The sequence below is a fragment of the Georhizobium sp. MAB10 genome (assembly GCF_045012825.1).
Lineage (GTDB): Bacteria > Pseudomonadota > Alphaproteobacteria > Rhizobiales > Rhizobiaceae > Georhizobium > Georhizobium profundi.
The window spans coordinates 2,101,610-2,121,880 of sequence record NZ_CP118314.1 but is presented as its reverse complement, the minus strand read 5'-3'; the positions used below and the strand labels follow the sequence as shown (position 1 = coordinate 2,121,880).

Sequence of the window (20,271 nt, the reverse complement as noted above, 5' to 3'; positions counted from 1 at the left end):
CGCGACAAAAAAGGCCCCGGCAGCGCTGCCGGGGCCTTTTTTGATCGAGTTGATCCGTAGTCCGGAAGCTATCAGATGATGCCGGCGACGATCGCAACACCCGCAAGCGCCATCACGCCGCCACCGGCGCGCGCTGCCAGCACGCCCTGCGAGCGGGACAGCTTGCCGATGCCAAGGCCGGCTGCGATGCCTGCAGCATGGAGCAGAGCCGTTGCCGCCATGAAGCCGAGGCCATAGGCGAGCCCTGCGCTGTCCTGCGGCATTTCGGTGCCGTGCGCATGACCGTGGAAGATGGCGAAGAAGCCGACGAGAGCCATGGCTGCTGCGACCGGCATCTGGCGACCGAACGCGGCGGCTGCGCCAATGGCAACGATCGACAGGCCGATGCCGAGTTCAACAAGCGGCAGATCGAAGGCGAATGCGCCAAGAACACCGCCGATCGCCATGGCGCCGACAAAGGCTGCGGGGACGAGCCAGCGCGGGCGGTTGGAGCTGGTCCGCTCAGCAACCAGATACGCCAGGAAGCCGACGGCGATCATGGCAAGCAGGTGATCTAGGCCGCCCAGCGGGTGCATGAAACCATAGGCGAAGCTTGCATTGTCATGGCCGCCATGCCCGGGATGGGCGAAGGCCGCCCCGGTCGAAAGCGCGAAGGCTGCAAGTGTGGTCAGAATGCGCATATCAAATCCTTTCGGGGCCCTCCGCCCCATCTCTGGTCGTATCTGCGGCTTTGCCGCGTGGCTGACGGCCGGTCTCCTGGCTCGGGACCAATCCCCTCCGCCTTCCCGATGCAAGAAGCGCACCAGTGGCATGATGGAAGGGCATCGTCCCTGACAGTCGCGGGGGCGGCGCCGGTTTTTCACCGGCTTCCCGTTTCACCTTGAAGATCAAGGCACCGTCGCAACGATTGGTGACAGCGGCCGCGACAAAACACAACCGCTGGCGATGCTCATTTCTTGAGCAAAAGCCGACGCTTCACTTCTTTTTGCGGGCAGGCCCTTTGCGCTCTGCCGATGCGGCCCAGAGATTGATGTCGGCCTCACGGGCGTAGCTGTCGATTTCGGCCAGTTCGGCGTCGGTGAAATCGAGATTGGCGAGCGCTCCGACGCAATCTTCCACCTGCGACACACGGCTGGCGCCGATAAGCGCCGAGGTGACGCGGCCACCGCGCAGAACCCAGGCAATGGCCATTTGCGCCAGCGTCTGGCCGCGCTTCTCGGCGATCTCGTTCAGCGCGCGGATATTGGCGAGGTTCTTGTCGTTGAGGAATTCCGGCATCAGGGACTTGCCTTGGCTGGCACGGCTATCCTCCGGCACGCCCTTCAGATACTTGGTCGTGAGCATGCCCTGGGCAAGCGGCGAGAAGACGATCGATCCGATGCCGAGATCGTCGAGCGCATCGAGAAGGCCGTCATCTTCGACCCAGCGGTTGAGCATGGAATAGCTCGGCTGATGGATGAGACACGGCGTGCCGAGGTCCTTGAGGATCGCCGCAGCTTCCCGCGTTCGCTGGGCGTTATAGGAGGAGATGCCCGCGTAAAGGGCCTTGCCCGAACGCACGATCTGATCGAGCGCCATCATCGTTTCTTCAAGCGGCGTCTCCGGATCGAAGCGGTGCGAATAGAAGATGTCGACATAGTCGAGCCCCATCCGCTTCAGACTCTGGTCGCAGGAGGCAATGACGTATTTGCGGCTTCCCCACTCCCCATAGGGCCCCGGCCACATGTCGTAGCCGGCCTTGGAAGAGATGATGAGTTGATCGCGGTAGCCGGCAAAATCGGTTCGCAAGATTTCGCCAAAGGCCGTTTCGGCCGATCCGGGCGGCGGACCGTAATTGTTGGCGAGGTCGAAATGGGTGATGCCGAGATCGAAGGCGCGGCGGCAAATGTCGCGCTTGGTCTGATGGGGCGTATCGTCGCCGAAATTGTGCCAGAGACCGAGGGAGATCGCGGGAAGCTTCAATCCGCTGCGGCCGCAACGGTTGTAGCGCATCGTTTCGTAACGGTTTTCAGCCGGCTGCCATGCCATGGCGCAATCTCCCTTCATGCGTTGGAGCGCGAGGGATAGGCGCTCCGCCGCCAAAACGGAAGAGGCTTCAGGCCTTGTGCCGCGCAGCCTCACGGATCAGCGCCGAGAGCGTCTCGCCATCGCCTATGGCGTTCGCCATCAGGAGGATGAGCCGTGCATTGAAGCGCTGTGCTTCCTCGTTGGAGAGAGCGCGTTGCGCCGCCATGAGCTCGGCATAGAACCGATCGCCGGCGGGGCCCAGCCGGTCTTGCAGAATGTCGGTCATCGGCCGCCTCCAAGCGCCCGTTGGTGTGCAGTGGCAATGTCGTTGACGCTGGGGGCGACGAACGCTGCCGCGATGTGCTGGTCCGGCCGAACAAGATAGGTGAAACCCTGACCGAGCCGTTTGAAAGCATGGCCGTCCAGATCGATCAGGCAGTCGTCGCCGGCCGAAGCATCGGCCGCGATCTGGACCATCGGCAAGCCGTGCGACATTGGCCGGTCACGTTCCGTTGTCAGCAGGCAGAATTCGCCGCCGATCTCGTTGAGCAGCCAGGTCGAGCGGTTGCCCTTGAGCAGCGGCGCATCGGGCAGAACAGTGCCCGGCTTGACGGGTGCGTCGGCGTCGCACGGCGTCTGCAGCGACAGCCCTTCCAGCGAACAGGGCAGCGACAGCCGACCAGAATTGACGAGACGCCGGGCAAAGGGCGCGTCGGCCGCAAGCCGAAGAACCTCATCGCGGAAGATGCGCTCCATCTCCGTCTTCGGAGTCATGAAATTCGTCGCATTGGCCGAGTGCGCGATGTTCTCGTCGGCGCCGTGGACGCGCTCTTCGTTGTAGCTCTCGATCAACGTCTCCGGTGCCTTGCCCTGGACGACCGCCGCAAGCTTCCAGCCGAGATTATCGATATCGTGCATGCCGCCATTACCGCCGCGCGCGCCGAAGGGCGACACAACATGAGCGCTGTCGCCGACAAAAACGACACGGCCATGCACGAACCGATCGAGCCGGCGGCACTGGAACGTGTAGACCGAGACCCAGTCGAGTTCGAACGGCCTGTCGCCGACGATGGCGCGGATGCGCGGAAGCACCTTCTCCGGTTGCTTCTCTTCGACGGGATCGGCATCCCAGCCAAGTTGAAGGTCGATGCGGTAGATGTTGTCGGGCTGCTTGTGGAGAAGCGCCGATTGCCCCTCGTGAAACGGAGGCTCGAACCAGAAATGCCGCTCAGCCTCGCCGGAGGCAAAAAGCTCGTCCTCCAATCGGATGTCGGCGATGAGGAAGCGCTCTTCGAACAGCCGGCCGCTGAACGTGAGGCCCATAATGGTGCGCAGCGGCGACCTCGAGCCATCGCAAGCCATCAGCCAGTCTGCAGTCAGGTCGTAGGCGCCGAATGGCGTCTCCACCGAAAGACGCGCGCCATCGCCCTGCTGGCGCAGCGCCACAACCTTGTTGCGGAAGCGCAAATCGATCAGATCCGGGAAGTCCCGGCACCGGTCGACGAGATACTGCTCGACGTAATATTGCTGGAGGTTGATGAACGCCGGCATCTTGTGCCCGGCTTCAGGCAGCAGATCGAAATTGTAGACCTCGCGGTCGCGGTGAAACAACCGGCCGACCTTCCAGGTGACGCCCTTCGCCAGCATGCGATCGGCGACGCCGAGACGATCGAAGATTTCGAGCGACCGCTTCGCCCAGCAGATGGCCCGCGAACCGACCGATACAACGTCGTTGTCGTCAAGCACGACGGAAGCCACGCCCTTCAGCGCGAGATCGATCGCGAGAGCCAGACCGATCGGCCCTGCCCCGACGATGACGACCGGGTACCGCTCGGGCACCGCCCCGGCTGTAAGCTCCGGCGGACAAGTGACTTCGAACGGCGTGTGGGTGAAGCTCGGCATCAGGCTTCCTTGCGGAAATAGCGGGTATGGCCTAAATTATGGCCATAATTCTTGGAGCTCGCCATGAACGTCACCGTTGCGGAAATGAAGGCGAATTTGTCCGAAATCCTGCGCAAGGCAGCCGCCGGCGAAGACATCGTCGTGACGCGGCATGGCAAGCCGTATGTGAAGGTCAGCGCGGAGAAGCCGGTGGAACGTCTGCCGAGGATCGGTGCGTTCAAGGGCCAGTTCAAAATCGCAGAAGATTTCGATGTGCTTGGTCCCGAATGGGACGAGTATATCAAGTGACCGCCTATCTGGCGGATACTCATGTCCTGATCTGGGCGCTTGATGGATCGGATGAGCTTTCCGAACAGCATACGGCGATCCTGAATTCCGACGCGTTGATCTTCGTCAGCATCGCTTCGCTTTGGGAAATCGCGATCAAGACTGCGCTGGGAAAGCTTGAGGCGCCGCCAAGGCTGAACGAAAAGATCGAGAGCGCCGGCTTCTCCATTCTGCCGATCGAGCTGGCGCATATCGACGCTCTGAAAGACCTGCCGCAGCATCATCGCGATCCCTTCGATCGGCTTCTCATCGCCCAGGCAAAGACGGTTGGCTTGACCATTCTGACGGCTGACAGGCAGCTCAAGCGATATACGGTGGATATCGCTTGAAACCGGGCAACGGTCTTTGTTTCATCTCCGTCAGGCTTGCAGCGCGTTCCACATCGCCTTGTCGCGTTCGGCCGTCCAAATACGCGGCGTGTCGATGCCACGGGCCTCGTCAAAGGCGCGGGCGACGTTGAACGGGAGGCAGTGCTCGTAGATGGCGTAGCTGGCGAATTTCGGATCGCAATCGGCGCGCACCGCATCCCATGTCTCTTTCAGCGAGCCACCGCGTGCGGCGATGCGCTTTGCCGGGCGGAAGGTGCTGTCGACAAAATCGCGTGTGTTTTCGATCGCCTCGCCCACGAGCGCCTTTCCAACAAGCGCATCGCCGCGGCCCGGCGCGATCGCATCGACATCGAAGGCCTTGATGGCGTCGAGCGTGCCGCCCCAGTCGGCGAAATGGCCATCGCCGCAGTAGCAGGCCGAGTGATATTCGACGATGTCGCCGGTAAACATCACGTTCTCATCCGGAACGTAGGCGACGATGTCGCCGGCAGTGTGCGCACGGCCGAGATGCATGAGATCGACGCGCCGCTTGCCGAGATGGACCGTCATGCGGCCCGCGAATGTCTGCGTCGGCCAGGTGAGGCCCGGGATGCTCTCATGGCCCTGGAACAGCCGGGGAAAGCGCTCGAATTCTGAGTCCCAGTCCTCCTGACCACGCTCGACGACCATCGCGCGCGCCTTGTCGGACATGATGATCTCGGAAGCCGCATAGGCCGAGGCACCGAGCACCCGCACCGCGTGATAATGCGTCAGCACCACATGCTTGATCGGCTTGTCGGTGACGGAACGAACCTTTTCGACGACCATGTTGGCCAGCCGTGGGGTCGCCTGCGCATCGACGATCATGACGCTGTCGTCACCGATGATCACGCCCGTATTGGGGTCGCCTTCGGCGGTGAACGCCCAGAGATCCCGGCCCACCTCGGTGAACGAAATCTTCTTGTCGGCCATGTCGCCTTGCGACGCGAACGCTTTAGCCATCGTGATCTATTCCTTTTCGTATTTCTCGACCGTCTGCTCGATCGCTCCGAAGATCGAGTGACCGGTCTTGTCTTTCATTTCGATGCGGACCGTATCGCCGAATTTCATGAACGGCGTCAGCGGCTTGCCGCCGGCAATCGTTTCGATCATGCGGATTTCCGCGATGCAGGAATATCCGACCCCGCCCTCGCCGACCGGCTTGCCTGGCGCACCACCGAGCTTGTTGGAAATGGTACCGGAACCGATGATCGTGCCGGCCGACAAGGGCCGGGTCTTCGCAGCATGGGCGATCAGTTGAGGGAAATCGAAAGTCATGTCCTTGCCGGCATCGGCCCGGCCGAAGGGCTTGCCATTGAGATCGACCGAAAGCGGAAGATGCAGCTTGCCGCCGTCCCACGCGTCGCCTAGCTCGTCGGGCGTCACGGCGACGGGAGAAAAGGCGGATGACGGTTTGGACTGGAAGAAGCCGAAGCCTTTCGCCAGTTCGCCGGGGATAAGGCCGCGCAACGAGACGTCGTTGACGAGCATCACGAGCCTTATCGCCGCGCGGGCTTCATCGATAGATGCCCCCATCGGCACGTCGTCGACGATGACGGCGATCTCGCCTTCCATGTCGATGCCATAGGCTTCGTCCGCCATGCGGATCGGATCGCGCGGAGGCAGGAAGCTGTCGGATCCTCCCTGGTAAATCAGCGGGTCTTCCCAGAAGCTTGCCGGCATCTCGGCGCCCCGGGCCTTGCGCACCAGTTCGACGTGATTGACGTAGGCCGAACCATCCGCCCACTGGTAAGCGCGCGGCAGCGGCGACTGCGCATCATGCTCGTGGAAACGCATGGTGGGCTGCGACCCGGTCATCATGCCATCGTATACGCGCTTGAGACGGGGGGCGACATGCGCCCAATCGTCGAGCGCGGCCTGCAGCGTGCGCGCAATATGGCCGACCTCCGAACACAGCGTCAGATCCTTCGACACCACGACCAGCCGGCCGTCCCGTGTGCGGTCCTTCAGGGTTGCCAGTTTCATGCGCTCTCTCTCCCGGTTTCGGCCTTTGCGGCCGGCAATGCGATCTCCAGGCCGTCTTGGCCTATGGTGATGCGACCGTCCCACGTCTCGGCGACTGCCGCCAGCCAGTCGGCTTCGGAAAATTCCGGGTCGTCCGCCGGGATGAGATGATGCAGAACGAGGTGACCAACATCGGCCATAGTGGCGATGCGGCCAGCATCCTCCGCCATCGTGTGGCTTGCCATCAGATGCTGCTTCAGCCGATCACCATTGCCGGTACGCGCGACGAGCCGGTCGACGCCAGCCGCCAGCATGGCTTCATGGACAAGGATATCGGCGCCACGGGCGAAGGTGGCAAGCGGGGCAAAGTAGGCTGTGTCGGCCGAAAAGACGATCCGCGTATCGTCGGTCTCGAAGCGCAACGCGAAGCAATCGGTCACCGGCGGATGGTCGACTCTGAGCGCCCTCACGCTCAGCCCATCCTCTTCGAGCACGGCACCCTCGGAAAACTCGATGATGCGGATGAGGTCAGGAAGATCCGGTCGCCCCTCGTCCGCGATCCTGAGCTCGATGTCGAACCGCATGGACGCGAGGAAGCCGGCAAAATAATCGGCAGTACCCGCCGGACCATGGACCGTCACAGGCGTCTTCAGCCCCGCTGTCCAGGCCGTGTGGATGAGCGGGCCGAGTTCCAGAACATGATCGGAGTGCAGATGGGTGATGAAGATCAGATCGAGTTCGGCCAGCCGGACGCCGGCATCGACCAGACCACGCGTGACGCCGAGGCCGCAGTCGATGATGATCCGTCGCCCCCCAATCTCAAGCAGGGATGACGTCGGCCATGGCCCGCTGCCGCCGTGGGGCAACGGGCGGATGGCAGGACCGCCTTTCGTGCCCAGAAGAACGAGGCGCTCCTTCACGAAGAGCGGCCCTCCGGTGTTCCGTCGAAGCGCCGTTCCAGGCCGTTCCAGCAATCCATGTAGTCGTCCTGCAGCGTCTCCAGTTCCGCCGCGTAGCGGGTCAGCTGCTGCGTAAACCGCGTCTCGAACATGAACGCCATGGTGTTTTCGAGCTTCACCGGCTTCAATTCGGCGTTGGAGGCCTTGTCGAAGCCCGGCGCGTCGGGACCATGCGCCAGCATCATGTTGTGCAGGCTCACACCACCCGGCACGAAACCCTTTTCCTTGGCATCGTACTGGCCGGTGATCAGGCCCATGAATTCGCTCATGATGTTGCGATGATACCAAGGCGGACGGAACGTGTTTTCCGCCACCATCCAGCGCGGCGGGAAGATAACGAAATCGACATTCGCCGTACCCGCCTCCTCCGTCGGCGCCGTCAACACCGTGAAGATCGACGGGTCCGGATGATCGAAGAGGATCGCGCCGACGGGCGAGAATGTGCGCAAATCGTATTTGTAGGGCGTGTAGTTGCCGTGCCAGGCGACGACATCGAGCGGCGAATGCCCAATCTCGGTGACATGGAACTGACCGCACCATTTCACGGTCACGCGGCAGGGCGTTTCCTTGTCTTCGTAAGCGGCAACCGGCGTCTTGAAGTCGCGCGGATTGGCGAGGCAGTTGGCACCAATCGGCCCACGATCCGGCAGCGTGAACTTCGCGCCGTAATTCTCACAGATATAGCCGCGGGCAAAGCCGTCCCTGCCCGGCTCGACGATCGAGACTTTCGCCATCATGCCACGCGGCAGCAGCGCGATTTCCTGCGGCTCCACGTCGATGACGCCCATTTCGGTGAAGATGCGGATCGTGCCATCCTGAGGAACGATCAGCATTTCGCCGTCCGCATTGAAGAAATAGTCGTCGACCATGTCCTGGTTGAACACATAGGCATGGGCGGCCATACCCACCTGGCCGATCGCATCCCCGGCCGTGGTCATCGTGCGGATGCCGGCCAGGAAGTTCGTCGGTCCGTCTGGAGCCGGCACGGGATCCCATCGTAACTGGCCGAGCGCCAGCGAATGGTCATCGAGACAAGGCGCACTCTTCCAGAACGGCATGTCGATCCGCGAGAACCGGCCCGTGTGCTTCACGCTCGGGCGGATGCGGTAGAGCCAGGACCGCTCATTGGTGCCGCGTGGTGCCGTGAAGGGAGAGCCTGACAGCTGCTCGGCATAGAGCCCATAGGCTGGCCTCTGGGGTGAGTTGCGGCCCTGGGGCAAAGCGCCGGGCAGCGATTCCGTTTCGAAATCATTGCCGAAACCCGGCATGTAGCGCGGCGACATGGCGGTCTCCTCCCACCCACGTGAAATTCGTTGCGGATGTAACCGTTATATTTTGTAACTATCAAGCCACCGCCGAGCGAGAGAGACGATCGTGACATCGACCTTGAAACTGGAAGAATTCCTGCCCTACCGGCTGGCCCGCGCGGCCGAAATCGTCAGCCGCGATTTTGCCGCGCTCTACCGCGAGCGCCACCGTCTGACTCGGCCCGAATGGCGCGTCTTCGCCACCATCGGCCAGTTCGGCACGATCACGGCGACGGCGATCGGCGCGCACTCGTCCATGCACAAGACGAAGGTCAGCCGCGCCGTGTTTTCTCTGGAGAAACGTCGATGGATCAGCCGGACGACAGATGATGCAGATCGACGGGTGGAACGGCTGCAACTGACGCGTGAGGGCGGCCTGCGCTTTCAGGAGCTTTCGAGCATGGCCCGCACTTACGAGTCGAGGCTGCTGTCGGCGATCGGCCCCGAGGCCACGAACCATCTGGTCGGGGCCATGGCTGCACTGGAGCGTTATGCGGGCGACGGTAGCCCCAGCGAGCGTTAGGCCGTTCGAATGTGAGGCCTCGCTAACCTGCGGTGCGATCGGGAACAGGCGAGGATAGATCGCGTTGGGATGACACAGGGACAATGACTGACAGAGGATAAAGCAATGAAAAAGCTACTTCTCGCATCCACAATGAGCCTCGCGCTGATGACCGGCGCTGCCTTTGCCCAGGACGCAGGCGGCGGCTCTGAAGCCGGTGGCGGCGCGAGTGCTGGCGGCGGTGCCGAAGCTGGAGGTGCCGACGCTGGCGCAGGTGCGGATGCCGGTGCTGGAACTGACACCGACGCTGGTGCCGGCACGGACACCGGGGTCGACGCCGGCGCTGGCGCCGATGTCGATGCGGGCGTTGACGCGGGCACGGCGACTGGCACAGACGCCGAAATCGATGGAGAGCTCGATACAGATACGGAAGTCGACGTTGACACGGGCGTCGAGACCGAAGGCGTTTTCGGGAATCTGGGCTCCTCGGCTGATGATTTCTTCACCGACTCAACGCGCACCGAGGCCGTTGCACCCGATCAGATCATGGCGGCCTTTTCTTCACTGACACCTGAAGAGCAGCAACTGGTGCTCGCGCAATGTGCCGACGCCGTTACCGTAACCGGTGCCTTGGTCGAAATCTGCGAAGTGGTCGTGACGCAGTAAGTCACCCTCAAACTTTGGAGGCTGCCGCAACCAGCGGCAGCCTTTTTTGTCGGCCAAGACGGCCAGGTCCTCCCGGTACTTCAATCCCAATTTTTTTACGGAGACGACGATGAAGAAGCTTTTGTGCGCGACCTTCCTTGCGGCCACGATTTCCCCTTTGGCCATGGCCTCGGCCGCCATGGCCCAGGATGCGGCGGGCATGCCTGAAGAAACGGGCGATCTGGTCACAGCCACAGCCACGCTTGAGGGCGACGGCATCGAAGGCACTGTGACTTTGACGGAAACGCCGACGGGCATCGTCATCATCAAGATCGAAGCCAGCGGGCTCGAACCCGGACCGCACGGCGTGCATCTTCACGAGACCGGCACATGCGATGCCGAAGGTGGCCATGAGGCCGCCGGCGGTCACGTTTCGGGCGGTGGCGAGCATGGTGTGCTGAACCCCAATGGTCCGCATCCGGGCGATCTGCCGAACGTGCATGTCCAGGAAGACGGCATCGCGCACGCCGAGTTCTTCGTTTCGGATATCGCTCTGTCAGGAGATAGCGGCACGGTCATCTTGGACGATGACGGTGCGGCCTTCATCATCCATGCAGGGCCCGACGACTACCTGACCGATCCGGCCGGCAACAGCGGCGACCGCATTGCCTGCGGCGTTATCGAAGCCGCCAACTGATAAAGCTGCGTTAGCCTATACGGTCAGGTGCCGGCGGACGTCTTGGCGATCGAGATCCTCCGCCGGCCCCTGGTGAACCACTTCGCCGCGATCCATGATGTAGACCTCGTCTGCAAGCTCGCGGCAGAAATCCAGATACTGCTCGACGAGGACGATTGCGAGGCCCGCGCTGTCGCGCAGATAGCGGATCGCCCGGCCAATATCCTTGATGATGGACGGCTGGATGCCTTCTGTCGGCTCATCCAGAACCAAAAGCTTCGGTCGCGTGACGAGCGCCCGACCGATCGCCAGCTGTTGCTGCTGGCCACCCGACAAATCCCCGCCGCGGCGACCGAGCATGTCGTTCAGAACCGGAAACAGCTCAAACACATGGTCGGGGATGGTCTTCTGGTCGCGCTTCAGGGGCGCAAATCCCGTCTCGAGGTTCTCTCGAACTGTCAGCAGCGGAAAAATCTCCCTGCCCTGCGGCACGAACGCAATGCCCGAACGGGCGCGATCGTAGGCGGCGCGCCGGCCGAATTCGCGGCCCTCGAAGCGCACGATGCCTGAACTCAAGGGATGATGGCCGACGATCGCGCGCATGAGGCTGGTCTTGCCAACGCCGTTTCGGCCAAGCACACACGTGATCTTCGCGGGCTCCGCTTTCATGGACACGCCGCGCAGCGCTTGAGCCGCGCCGTAATGAAGGTTCGCGCCTTCGACCTCAAGCATCTTCGCTGCCCCTGTCGATGGCCGCAGACTTCGGCTGCGAAGCCCACACGATGTGCGGCGCGGGCACCAGCCCACTTAAGCGCAACTCCATATGCGCCGGCTTCGCCGTGGGCAGAGGCTGCATGAGCACCCGCAATCCGTGCCAAAATCCCATCACTTCCTCCTAACGCCCAAGATAGACTTCGATGACGCGTGGATCCTTGCTGACATGATCGAGCGATCCTTCAGACAACACCGATCCTTCGTGCAAGCAGCTGACCTTGACGCCGAGTTCGCGCACGAAGTGCATGTCGTGTTCGACGACGATGACGGAATGGTCCTGCGCGATCTCCTTCAAAAGCCGCGCCGTCTCTTCCGTCTCGGCATCGGTCATGCCCGCCACCGGCTCGTCGACCAGCAGAAGCTTGGGGTTCTGCGCGAGAAGCATGCCGATCTCGAGCCATTGCTTCTGGCCATGGCTGAGATTGGCGGCGAGGTCGTTGCGGCGGGGCGAAAGTCGCGTCGTCTCGAGGATTTCTGAGATCTTGGCAGCGTCGTCGCGGTTCAGCCGATAGAACAGCTGGCCGAGAACACCGCGACTGCCCTGCAGCGCCATGAGCAGATTGTCCTCGACCGTATGGCTTTCGAAGACCGTCGGCTTCTGGAATTTGCGGCCTATGCCGAACGTCGCGATTGCGGGCTCGTCATGCTGCGTCAGATCAATCGTGCCATCGAAGAAGACCTCGCCGCTGTCGGGGCGTGTCTTGCCGGTGATAATGTCCATCATCGTCGTCTTGCCGGCGCCGTTTGGGCCGATGATCGCCCGCATCTCCCCACGTTCCAGGTACAGCGAGAGATTGTTGATGGCGCGGAAACCATCGAAGGAGACCGAAACGCCGTTGAGATAAAGCAGCGGCCGGTCTTCCGCGCGATCCGGGGATGCCTGAACATTCATGGCTGTCACTCCGCCGGTGTCGGTTTAGCCGCGTCAGCGGTGGGCTCGGGAGGCAGGCGTCGCCGATCGAAGCGCGCCATCAGGCCCGTGGCGATACCGAGGATGCCCTTGGGCAGGAAGATGGTGACGAAGACGAAGAGCGCACCGAGGGCAAACAGCCAGAGGTCGGGATAGGCGATCGTGAAATAGGACTTTGTGACGTTGACCAGGATCGCTCCGATGATCGGCCCGATCAGCGTGCCGCGCCCGCCAAGTGCTGTCCAGACCACCACCTCGATGGAGTTTGCAGGCGCGAATTCACCGGGATTGATGATCCCCACCTGCGGCACGTAGAGCGCCCCTGCAATTCCGGCGATGACTGCAGAAACGACGAAGGCGAAGAGCCTCACATATTCGGGACGGTAGCCGAGAAAGCGTGTGCGGCTTTCCGCATCACGCACCGCGATCATCAGCTTGCCGAGCTTGGAATTGACAATCGCCGAGCACACGACGAAGGCGATGGCCAGCATGATTGCGGTGGCGGCAAAGAGCGACGCCCGCGTTTCCGGCGCCCGGATCGAGAAGCCGAGGATTTCGCGGAAGTCCGTCAGGCCGTTATTGCCGCCAAACCCCATGTCGTTGCGGAAGAAGGCGAGCAGAAGCGCGTAGGTCATCGCCTGGGTGATGATCGACAAATAGACGCCGGTGACACGGCTTCTGAACGCGAACCAGCCGAAGACGAAAGCGAGAAGACCGGGAACGACCATGACCATCAGCATGGCGAACCAGAACATGTCGAAGCCCCACCAGTACCAGGGCAGCTCCGTCCAGTTGAGGAACACCATGAAGTCGGGCAGCTCGGCATTGCCGTAAACGCCGCGGTTGCCGATCTGGCGCATGAGATACATGCCCATGGCATAGCCGCCGAGAGCGAAGAAGGCGCCATGGCCGAGCGACAGGATCCCGCAATAGCCCCAGACGAGGTCGAGCGCGAGCGCCAGCATCGCGTAGCAGAGATATTTGCCCATGAGTGCGACGAGATAGTTCGGCACGTAGAGCGGATGACCCGGCGAGAGCAGCAGGTTCGAGGCCGGGACGAAGATCGCGACGGCAACGAGGATCGAGACGACGAGCCAGGCCTTGCCATCGAGACCGCGAAGGAGTGCGTGCGTGATCATGCTTCCACCGCCCTGCCCTTGAGCGCGAACAGGCCGCGAGGACGTTTCTGGATGAAGAGAATGATGGCGACGAGCACCAGCACCTTGGCCAGAACCGCGCCGGTATAAGGCTCAAGGAACTTGTTGAAGACACCGAGCGTCATGGCGCCGACCAGCGTGCCCCAGAGATTGCCGACCCCGCCGAAGACCACGACCATGAAGCTGTCGATGATGTAGGTCTGGCCGAGATTGGGCGACACGTTGGAGATCTGCGACAGCGCGACGCCTGCAAGACCCGCGATGCCGGAGCCGAGACCAAAGGTCATTGCGTCGACGAAAGGCGTGCGGATGCCCATCGAGGACGCCATGCGGCGATTCTGGGTAACGGCGCGCATCTGCAGGCCGAGCGCAGTCTTCTTCATGACGAAAAGGAGCACGGCGAACACGACCAGCGAGAAAACGATGATCCATAGCCGGTTGTTGGTGATCGAAAGCCCGCCGAACTGGAACGCGCCCGACATCCAGGATGGATTGCCGACTTCGCGGTTCGACGCGCCGAAGATGGTGCGGATCGACTGCTGCAGGATGAGCGAAATACCCCAGGTGGCGAGGAGCGTTTCCAGCGGACGGCCGTAGAGAAAGCGGATGACGCCACGCTCGATGGCAATGCCGACGATGCCGGTCACGACGAAGGCCAGAGGCAGGGCGATGGCGAGCGACCAGTCGAACAGCTCCGGGTACGAGGTGCGGATCACCTGCTGAACGACGAATGTCGTATAGGCGCCGAGCATCACCATCTCGCCATGCGCCATGTTGATGACGCCCATGACGCCGAAGGTGATGGCAAGGCCGATAGCCGCAAGCAGCAGCACCGAGCCGAGCGAGAGCCCGTACCAGATGTTCTGGGCGACGTTCCAAAGGGCGAGATTTCGCTCGATCGCGGCAATCCCGGCCTGGATGGTCGGCTGCAGTTCCTCCGATGCCGTCGACAGCGCTCCCTGCAGGATGCCGATCGACTGGCTCCCTCCGCGCGCAACGATCGTGGAAACTGCGGCTTCGAATTCTTCCGGAGACGCGTCGCTGCGCAAGATGGCGACGGCGCGCACCTCTTCCATCACCGCGCGTACGGCATCGTCATCTTCTGCGGCCAGCGCGGCATCCAGCGTTTCAACGCTGTCGGCATTGGCGGACGCATACATGTCGCGCGCAGCGGCGATCCGGCGCGCCGGATTGGGGCTCATCAGGGTGAGCTGGCTGACGGCCGTTCGCACTTCGCGGCGGATGAGATTGTTGACGCGGATCTGCTCGACCGCCGAGGATGCGAGCGCTCCGATCTCTTCACCCGTCGCGACGTCGGTGGCGATGACGCCGTCGCCATCGGCTTGGGTCGTCACGATCTGGCCTGTTTCGGTAACGACGAACAGGCTTCCGGCCTCCAGTGCGCGCAGGATAGGCACCAGTGCCACTTCGCCGGTATCCGCGAGTGCACGGATAACCTCGCCGCGATCACGGAAGCTGCCCTCTGGCAGCTGGCGCAATAGATCGATGGCAGGGCTGCCGGGCGGAATAGTTTCCTCCTGCGCGAATGCCGCGATCAACGACATCAACAGGAAGGCAAATCCGGCGACGCAACGTGCGATGGCACGGTCGACTGTCATGGAGCAACTTTCAGCAGGAAACGGGAGGACGGCGGTTTCCGATCAGAAGGCACGGGAGGCGACTTGAAGCCGCCTCCCGTCCATTTGCGGACCTGACGGGAAGGATGTCAGGAACCGCTGCCGCATGTTTGAGTTTCGGTGTTGAAGTTGCCGCACATGACCGGCTCCGTCCAATCCGCTTCGAGAACAGCCGATTCCGGCAGGAAGTCGGACCAGGCGTCGCCCTCGACGAGACCATCGGTTTCCCAGACGACGTCGAACTGGCCGTCGGCCTGGATCTCACCGATGAGCACCGGCTTGGTGATGTGGTGGTTCGGCAGCATGACGGCTGTGCCGCCGGTAAGGTTTGGAACTTCCACGCCGACGATGTTCTCGATGACGGCATCCGGCTCGGTCGAACCGGCCTTCTCGACGGCCGCGACCCACATGTTGAAGCCGATATAGTGCGCTTCCATCGGATCGTTGGTCACGCGCTCTTCGTCGCCGATGAAGGCATGCCAGGCTTCGATGAACTCGGCATTTTCAGGCGTGTCGACCGACATGAAGTAGTTCCAGGCGGCAAGATGGCCGACCAGCGGAGCGGTGTCGAGGCCGGCGAGCTCTTCTTCGCCGACCGAGAACGCGACAACCGGGATGTCGACGGCGTCGATGCCCTGGTTACCCAGTTCACGGTAGAACGGCACGTTGGCATCGCCGTTGATGGTCGAGACGACCGCCGTCGGCTTGCCGGACGAGCCGAACGTCTTGATGTCGGACACGATCGTCTGCCAGTCGGAATGACCGAACGGAGTGTAGTTGATCATGATGTCTTCATCGGCAACGCCGGCATCCTTGAGGTACTGCTCGAGGATCTTGTTCGTGGTTTGCGGATAAACGTAGTCGGTACCGGCGAGCACCCAACGCTCGACGCCGACTTCGTTCATGAGGTAGTCGACCGCCGGAATGGCCTGCTGGTTCGGCGATGCGCCGGTGTAGAAGACGTTGCGCTGACTTTCCTCGCCCTCGTACTGGACCGGGTAGAACATCAGCGAGTTCAGCTCTTCGAAGACCGGCAGAACCGACTTGCGGCAGACCGACGTCCAGCAGCCGAAGACGGCATCGACTTCTTCGACTTCGATCAGTTCGCGCGCCTTTTCGGCAGCCAGAGGCCAGTCCGAAGCGATGTCGACGACGACCGGTTCGAGCTGACGACCGAGAAGCCCGCCCTTCTCGTTCTGCTGCTCGATGAGCATCAGCATGACGTCCTTGAGCGTCGTCTCCGAAATCGCCATCGTGCCGGAGAGCGAGTGGAGAATGCCGACCTTGATCGGGCCTTCCTCCTGCGCAAAGGCACCCGTCCAAGCCGTCGACGCAGCAAGCGCCGCAGCGGCAGTCATCATGACCCATTTCTTATTGGTAGCGGCCATCCGTTTTCCCTCCAACGGTTTCATATGCACCGCAACAAACCGAGCAAACGGCGTGCCAACTCAACCGGAGGCTTGCGGGCGCTCGGTAAGAGACTGTTCATCTTTGGATTTCGCGGCGTTCGATGGCCCGCTCTTCGGCCGATGCGGCAGGCCGGTTGCCCACGATATGGGCGCACGAAGCCAAAATTGATCAAAGTTTGTACGCCAAATAAAGCCTGCACATTTTTTCATCTTCACAAGATGTCCTGTCTCCACACACTGGAAGGAAGACGGGAGGCGCTTTATATGTTGCATTGCACAATCACGAAGGAGACCTGCCCATGGAAAAGCGCCACACCGCCATCATCACTGGCTCGACCAGCGGCATCGGTCTCGGGATCGCGAAGGCGCTCGCCCGCTCGGACATGAACATCGTGCTGAACGGCTTGGTGAAGGACGAGGATGCGGCCAAAGCCGTGGCCGAAGTGCAGAAACTTACGAAAGGCAAGGTCGTGTTCAACGGCGCCGATATGACCAAGCCGAAGGAGATCGCCGATCTCGTCCATTCAACGGAGAAGGAGTTTGGGACGGTCGACGTTCTGGTGAACAACGCCGGCATTCAGCATGTCTCAAAGATCGAGGAATTCCCGATCGAGAAGTGGGACGCGATTATCGCGATCAATCTCACGAGCGCGTTTCACACCATCCGCGCCGCGCTTCCCGGTATGAAGAAACGTGGCTTCGGTCGCATCATCAACATTGCTTCCGCCCACGGGCTCGTCGCTTCGCCATATAAATCGGCCTATGTGGCGGCCAAGCATGGCATTCTCGGCCTGACGAAGACCGTGGCGCTGGAAACCGCCGAAAACGGCATCACGATCAACGCGATCTGCCCGGGCTATGTCGAGACGCCGCTGGTCGAAGGACAGATCGCCGACACCGCTCGCGAGCGCGGCATGACCGAGGATGAGGTGAAGGAAAACGTCATCCTCAAAGCTCAACCGACCAAAGAATTCGTCAGCATCGAGGAAGTCGCCGACATCGCGCTGTTCCTGACGACGCCTTCGGCCAAATCCATTACAGGAACGTCGATCTCGGTCGATGGCGGCTGGACGGCGCAGTGATGCTGGAAGAGCAAGCGCCCGCCGCCGAGGACAAGCCGTCGGCACCTCGATCGAAGAGATCCGCCACCAAGACCGTCAACCTCGCCTTGCAGGGCGGCGGCGCGCACGGCGCCTTCACCTGGGGCGTGCTCGATGGGCTGCTCGATGACGGGCGGATCGAGATCGAGGGCATTTCCGGCACATCTGCCGGCGCGATGAACGCTGCCATCTACGCCTATGGCAACATGGAAGGCGGCCGCGACGGTGCACGCGAAGCGCTCGAGCGCTTCTGGCGCGACATGAGCCTCGCCGGCGAGGTCTTTTCGCCGGTGAAGCAACTGCCATGGGAGAAGCTTCTCGGTCCGTATTCGATGAACTCGTCCCTCACCTTCAACACCTTCGACAATCTGACGCGGATGTTCTCGCCCTATGAGTGGAACCCGCTGAACCTCAATCCGCTGCGCGATCTCGTCGCTCGCTCCGTCGACTTCGAGAAGCTGCACGCGTGCAAGTCGACGAAGCTCTTCATCTCCGCCACGAATGTCCGTACCGGCAAGGTGAAGGTCTTCACCAATGAGGATGTGACGCTCGATGCCGTGATGGCCTCGGCATGCCTGCCCTTCATCTACAAGGCCGTCGAGATCGATGGCGAGCACTACTGGGACGGAGGCTACACCGGCAATCCGGCGCTGTTCCCGTTCTTCTACAAATGCACGAGCCGTGACGTGGTGGTCGTCCACATCAATCCCATGGTGCGCGACGACGTGCCGATGTCTGCCCCCGACATCATGAACCGCATCAACGAGGTGTCCTTCAACGCCTCGCTCGTGCGCGAATTCCGCGCCATCGACTTCGTGGCACGGCTGATCGACGAGGAATGGCTGAAGGATGAGTACAAGGATCGACTGAAGAAGATTCTGGTCCACTCGATCCGATCCGATGATGCGCTCGAAGACCTCGACGTGGCATCGAAATTCGAGCTCGGCTGGGGCTTCCTGCAGGATCTGCGCGATCGCGGACGTCTCTATGCGATGGAGTGGCTCGATCGCCATTTCGACGATCTGGGCGAACGAGCAACGGTCGACCTGAAGAACGAATATCTAGCCGGATCCGGCGTCTAGGGCGAAAAGCGGAATCGCTTTCGCATCGTCGGCGGCTAGGCTAGTCTGAAGGCTTCGCAAAGATTCCTGGACCCATGACCCTGAGCACCCGCACCCATATCCGCTTCCGCCTGAATGACCGGACCGTGACGTTGAACACGCTTCGTCCGACCGAGACGCTGCTCGACTTCCTGCGGCTCGAACGGCGCCTGACCGGCACCAAGGAAGGTTGTGCGGAAGGCGATTGCGGGGCGTGCACGGTGCTTGTCGGACGTCTGAACCGCGATGGCGTCCTGGTCTACGAAACCGTGACCTCCTGCATCCGCTTCGTCGCTTCGCTCGACGGCTGCCATGTCGTGACCATCGAGCATTTGAAGGGAAAGGACGGCACGTTGCATCCCGTGCAGCAGGCGATGGTCGACCACCACGGATCGCAGTGCGGTTTCTGCACGCCCGGCATCGTGATGGCGCTTTATGCGCTGTGGATGCGGGATGCGCGGCCGAGCCGGCCCACGATCGAAAAGGCACTGCAAGGCAATCTCTGCCGCTGCACCGGCTACGAGCCGATCGTCCGCGCTGCCGAGGCGATGGCGGAAATTTCCCAGGCAACGTCCGATCCGCTTCAGGCCGAACGCGATGCCGTGCATTCCCAACTGGCCGAATGGCAGACCGACGAGACGGTCGACATGGGTGAAAGCGCCGATCGGCTGATCCTGCCCGCCAACATCGACGATCTGGCACAGAGTTTCTCGGCCAACCCGACGGCGACGATCGTCGCAGGCTCCACGGATGTCGGCCTCTGGGTCACCAAGCAGATGCGCCCCATCGGTCCGCTGATTTTCGTCAAGCAGGTCGATGGACTTGACGCGATCGAGGAAACGGTTGAGGGCATCCGGATCGGTGCGACGGTGAGTTACAGCGATGCGAGCGCCATTCTTTCCGAAACCTATCCGGCGATGCGCGCCTATTTCGACCGGATCGGCGGCGACCAGGTGCGCAATATGGGCACGATCGGCGGCAACGTCGCCAATGGCTCGCCGATCGGCGATACGCCGCCGCCGCTGATCGCGCTCGGAGCGACCGTTACGCTCAACCAGGCGGGAACGCGCAGGACCATGCCGCTGGAAGCGTTCTTCATCGACTACGGCAAGCAGGACCGCCAGCCCGGCGAGTTCGTCGAACGGATCGACGTTCCGAAACTTCGCAACAACGAGATTTTCGCCGTCTACAAAATCTCCAAACGCCGCGACGAGGACATCTCGGCACTCGCCGGCGCCTTCAAGCTGACGATCAAGGCCGATCGCATCACCGATGCGCGCATCGCCTTCGGCGGCGTGGCGGCGACACCGAAGCGCGCGCGGCACGTCGAGGCGGCCCTTATCGGCCGGGACTGGAGCATTGAGACGATCGACGCCGCCCTGCCCGCTTTTGAAAGCGATTATCAGCCCTTGAGCGACTGGCGCGCCTCCAGTGACTATCGCATGCTGACCGCCAAGAACCTGCTGCGCCGCTTCTTTCTCGAGCAGCAGGGTGAGACGGCCAGCCTGAAGCGCTTTGCGGCGGTGGAGGCGTGAACCGATGAACGA

At 62.0% G+C, this 20,271-nt stretch carries 21 protein-coding genes and 1 riboswitch; of the genes, 8 read left to right on the top strand and 13 right to left on the bottom strand.

Annotation, left to right across the window (positions count from 1 at the left end; genetic code table 11):
- Positions 1-71: 71 nt before the first annotated feature.
- From PU133_RS09880 to PU133_RS09865, 4 genes are all read right to left on the bottom strand, one after another.
- Positions 72-680: a HupE/UreJ family protein gene (locus PU133_RS09880; RefSeq protein WP_404861590.1), complete on the bottom strand. Its 609-nt coding sequence runs from the start codon at positions 678-680 to the stop codon at positions 72-74.
- A 48-nt stretch (positions 681-728) separates the two neighbouring features.
- Positions 729-915: riboswitch (cobalamin riboswitch) on the bottom strand.
- A gap of 60 nt (positions 916-975) precedes the next feature.
- A complete protein-coding gene (mgrA, locus tag PU133_RS09875; RefSeq protein WP_404861589.1) occupies positions 976-2,028 on the bottom strand; it encodes an L-glyceraldehyde 3-phosphate reductase in 1,053 nt (350 codons plus the stop codon).
- 67 nt (positions 2,029-2,095) lie between these two features.
- A complete protein-coding gene (locus tag PU133_RS09870; protein WP_404861588.1) occupies positions 2,096-2,293 on the bottom strand; it encodes a DUF2783 domain-containing protein in 198 nt (65 codons plus the stop codon).
- Positions 2,290-3,909: an FAD-dependent oxidoreductase gene (locus PU133_RS09865; RefSeq protein ID WP_404861587.1), complete on the bottom strand. Its 1,620-nt coding sequence runs from the start codon at positions 3,907-3,909 to the stop codon at positions 2,290-2,292. The genes PU133_RS09870 and PU133_RS09865 overlap by 4 nt, the downstream gene beginning before the upstream one ends.
- Positions 3,910-3,972: 63 nt before the next feature.
- On the opposite strand from PU133_RS09865, the gene PU133_RS09860 reads away from it, so the two are divergent.
- Together PU133_RS09860 and PU133_RS09855 are read left to right on the top strand one after the other, a co-directional pair.
- Entirely contained in the window at positions 3,973-4,197 is a 225-nt protein-coding gene (locus PU133_RS09860; RefSeq protein ID WP_126009968.1) for a type II toxin-antitoxin system Phd/YefM family antitoxin, read from the top strand.
- The gene (locus PU133_RS09855; RefSeq protein WP_404861586.1) at positions 4,194-4,565 is read left to right on the top strand and encodes a type II toxin-antitoxin system VapC family toxin; all 372 of its coding nucleotides are present in this window, start codon (positions 4,194-4,196) and stop codon (positions 4,563-4,565) included. Before PU133_RS09860 ends, PU133_RS09855 begins: the two co-directional genes overlap by 4 nt.
- 30 nt (positions 4,566-4,595) lie before the next feature.
- On the opposite strand, the gene PU133_RS09850 is transcribed toward PU133_RS09855, so the two are convergent.
- The 4 genes from PU133_RS09850 to hmgA are packed head-to-tail and all read right to left on the bottom strand — an operon-like array spanning position 4,596 to position 8,790.
- Positions 4,596-5,546, bottom strand: coding sequence for an MBL fold metallo-hydrolase (locus tag PU133_RS09850; RefSeq protein ID WP_404861585.1), 951 nt, complete (start codon positions 5,544-5,546; stop codon positions 4,596-4,598).
- A gap of 6 nt (positions 5,547-5,552) precedes the next feature.
- Positions 5,553-6,569 (bottom strand): fumarylacetoacetate hydrolase family protein, encoded by a 1,017-nt coding sequence (locus PU133_RS09845; RefSeq protein ID WP_404861584.1) that lies wholly within the window; start codon positions 6,567-6,569, stop codon positions 5,553-5,555.
- Positions 6,566-7,468 (bottom strand): MBL fold metallo-hydrolase, encoded by a 903-nt coding sequence (locus PU133_RS09840; protein WP_404861583.1) that lies wholly within the window; start codon positions 7,466-7,468, stop codon positions 6,566-6,568. The genes PU133_RS09845 and PU133_RS09840 overlap by 4 nt, the downstream gene beginning before the upstream one ends.
- Positions 7,465-8,790: a homogentisate 1,2-dioxygenase gene (gene hmgA, locus PU133_RS09835; protein WP_404861582.1), complete on the bottom strand. Its 1,326-nt coding sequence runs from the start codon at positions 8,788-8,790 to the stop codon at positions 7,465-7,467. The genes PU133_RS09840 and hmgA overlap by 4 nt, the downstream gene beginning before the upstream one ends.
- Before the next feature lie 91 nt (positions 8,791-8,881).
- Here hmgA and PU133_RS09830 point away from each other — a divergent pair, with 91 nt between their 5' ends.
- The 3 genes from PU133_RS09830 (at position 8,882) to PU133_RS09820 (ending at position 10,658) form a co-directional block, all read left to right on the top strand.
- The gene (locus PU133_RS09830) at positions 8,882-9,337 is read left to right on the top strand and encodes a MarR family winged helix-turn-helix transcriptional regulator (RefSeq protein WP_404861581.1); all 456 of its coding nucleotides are present in this window, start codon (positions 8,882-8,884) and stop codon (positions 9,335-9,337) included.
- Between the two features lie 105 nt (positions 9,338-9,442).
- Positions 9,443-9,982 carry a hypothetical protein gene (locus tag PU133_RS09825; protein WP_404861580.1) on the top strand — a complete coding sequence of 180 codons (540 nt, stop codon included), beginning with the start codon at positions 9,443-9,445 and terminating at the stop codon, positions 9,980-9,982.
- A 109-nt stretch (positions 9,983-10,091) separates the two neighbouring features.
- Positions 10,092-10,658, top strand: coding sequence for a superoxide dismutase family protein (locus PU133_RS09820; protein ID WP_404861579.1), 567 nt, complete (start codon positions 10,092-10,094; stop codon positions 10,656-10,658).
- Positions 10,659-10,673: 15 nt separating this feature from the next.
- Here PU133_RS09820 and urtE read toward each other — a convergent pair whose 3' ends face one another.
- The 5 genes from urtE to urtA all read right to left on the bottom strand — a co-directional run bounded on the left by urtE (position 10,674) and on the right by urtA (position 16,473).
- On the bottom strand, positions 10,674-11,369 hold the full coding sequence (gene urtE, locus PU133_RS09815; protein WP_404861578.1) for an urea ABC transporter ATP-binding subunit UrtE: 696 nt from the start codon (positions 11,367-11,369) through the stop codon (positions 10,674-10,676).
- 163 nt (positions 11,370-11,532) lie between these two features.
- Positions 11,533-12,303 carry an urea ABC transporter ATP-binding protein UrtD gene (gene urtD / locus PU133_RS09810; protein ID WP_404861577.1) on the bottom strand — a complete coding sequence of 257 codons (771 nt, stop codon included), beginning with the start codon at positions 12,301-12,303 and terminating at the stop codon, positions 11,533-11,535.
- A 5-nt stretch (positions 12,304-12,308) separates the two neighbouring features.
- The gene (gene urtC, locus PU133_RS09805) at positions 12,309-13,460 is read right to left on the bottom strand and encodes an urea ABC transporter permease subunit UrtC (RefSeq protein WP_404861576.1); all 1,152 of its coding nucleotides are present in this window, start codon (positions 13,458-13,460) and stop codon (positions 12,309-12,311) included.
- Entirely contained in the window at positions 13,457-15,097 is a 1,641-nt protein-coding gene (gene urtB / locus PU133_RS09800) for an urea ABC transporter permease subunit UrtB (protein WP_404861575.1), read from the bottom strand. Before urtB ends, urtC begins: the two co-directional genes overlap by 4 nt.
- 107 nt (positions 15,098-15,204) lie before the next feature.
- Complete coding sequence (urtA, locus tag PU133_RS09795; protein ID WP_404864498.1) at positions 15,205-16,473, bottom strand: urea ABC transporter substrate-binding protein; 1,269 nt, start codon at positions 16,471-16,473, stop codon at positions 15,205-15,207.
- Between the two features lie 350 nt (positions 16,474-16,823).
- On the opposite strand from urtA, the gene PU133_RS09790 reads away from it, so the two are divergent.
- The 3 genes from PU133_RS09790 to xdhA all read left to right on the top strand — a co-directional run bounded on the left by PU133_RS09790 (position 16,824) and on the right by xdhA (position 20,259).
- Positions 16,824-17,606: a 3-hydroxybutyrate dehydrogenase gene (locus tag PU133_RS09790; RefSeq protein WP_404861574.1), complete on the top strand. Its 783-nt coding sequence runs from the start codon at positions 16,824-16,826 to the stop codon at positions 17,604-17,606.
- Entirely contained in the window at positions 17,606-18,706 is a 1,101-nt protein-coding gene (locus PU133_RS09785) for a patatin-like phospholipase family protein (RefSeq protein ID WP_404861573.1), read from the top strand. The genes PU133_RS09790 and PU133_RS09785 overlap by 1 nt, the downstream gene beginning before the upstream one ends.
- Before the next feature lie 74 nt (positions 18,707-18,780).
- A complete protein-coding gene (gene xdhA, locus PU133_RS09780; protein WP_404861572.1) occupies positions 18,781-20,259 on the top strand; it encodes a xanthine dehydrogenase small subunit in 1,479 nt (492 codons plus the stop codon).
- Positions 20,260-20,271 lie beyond the last annotated feature (12 nt).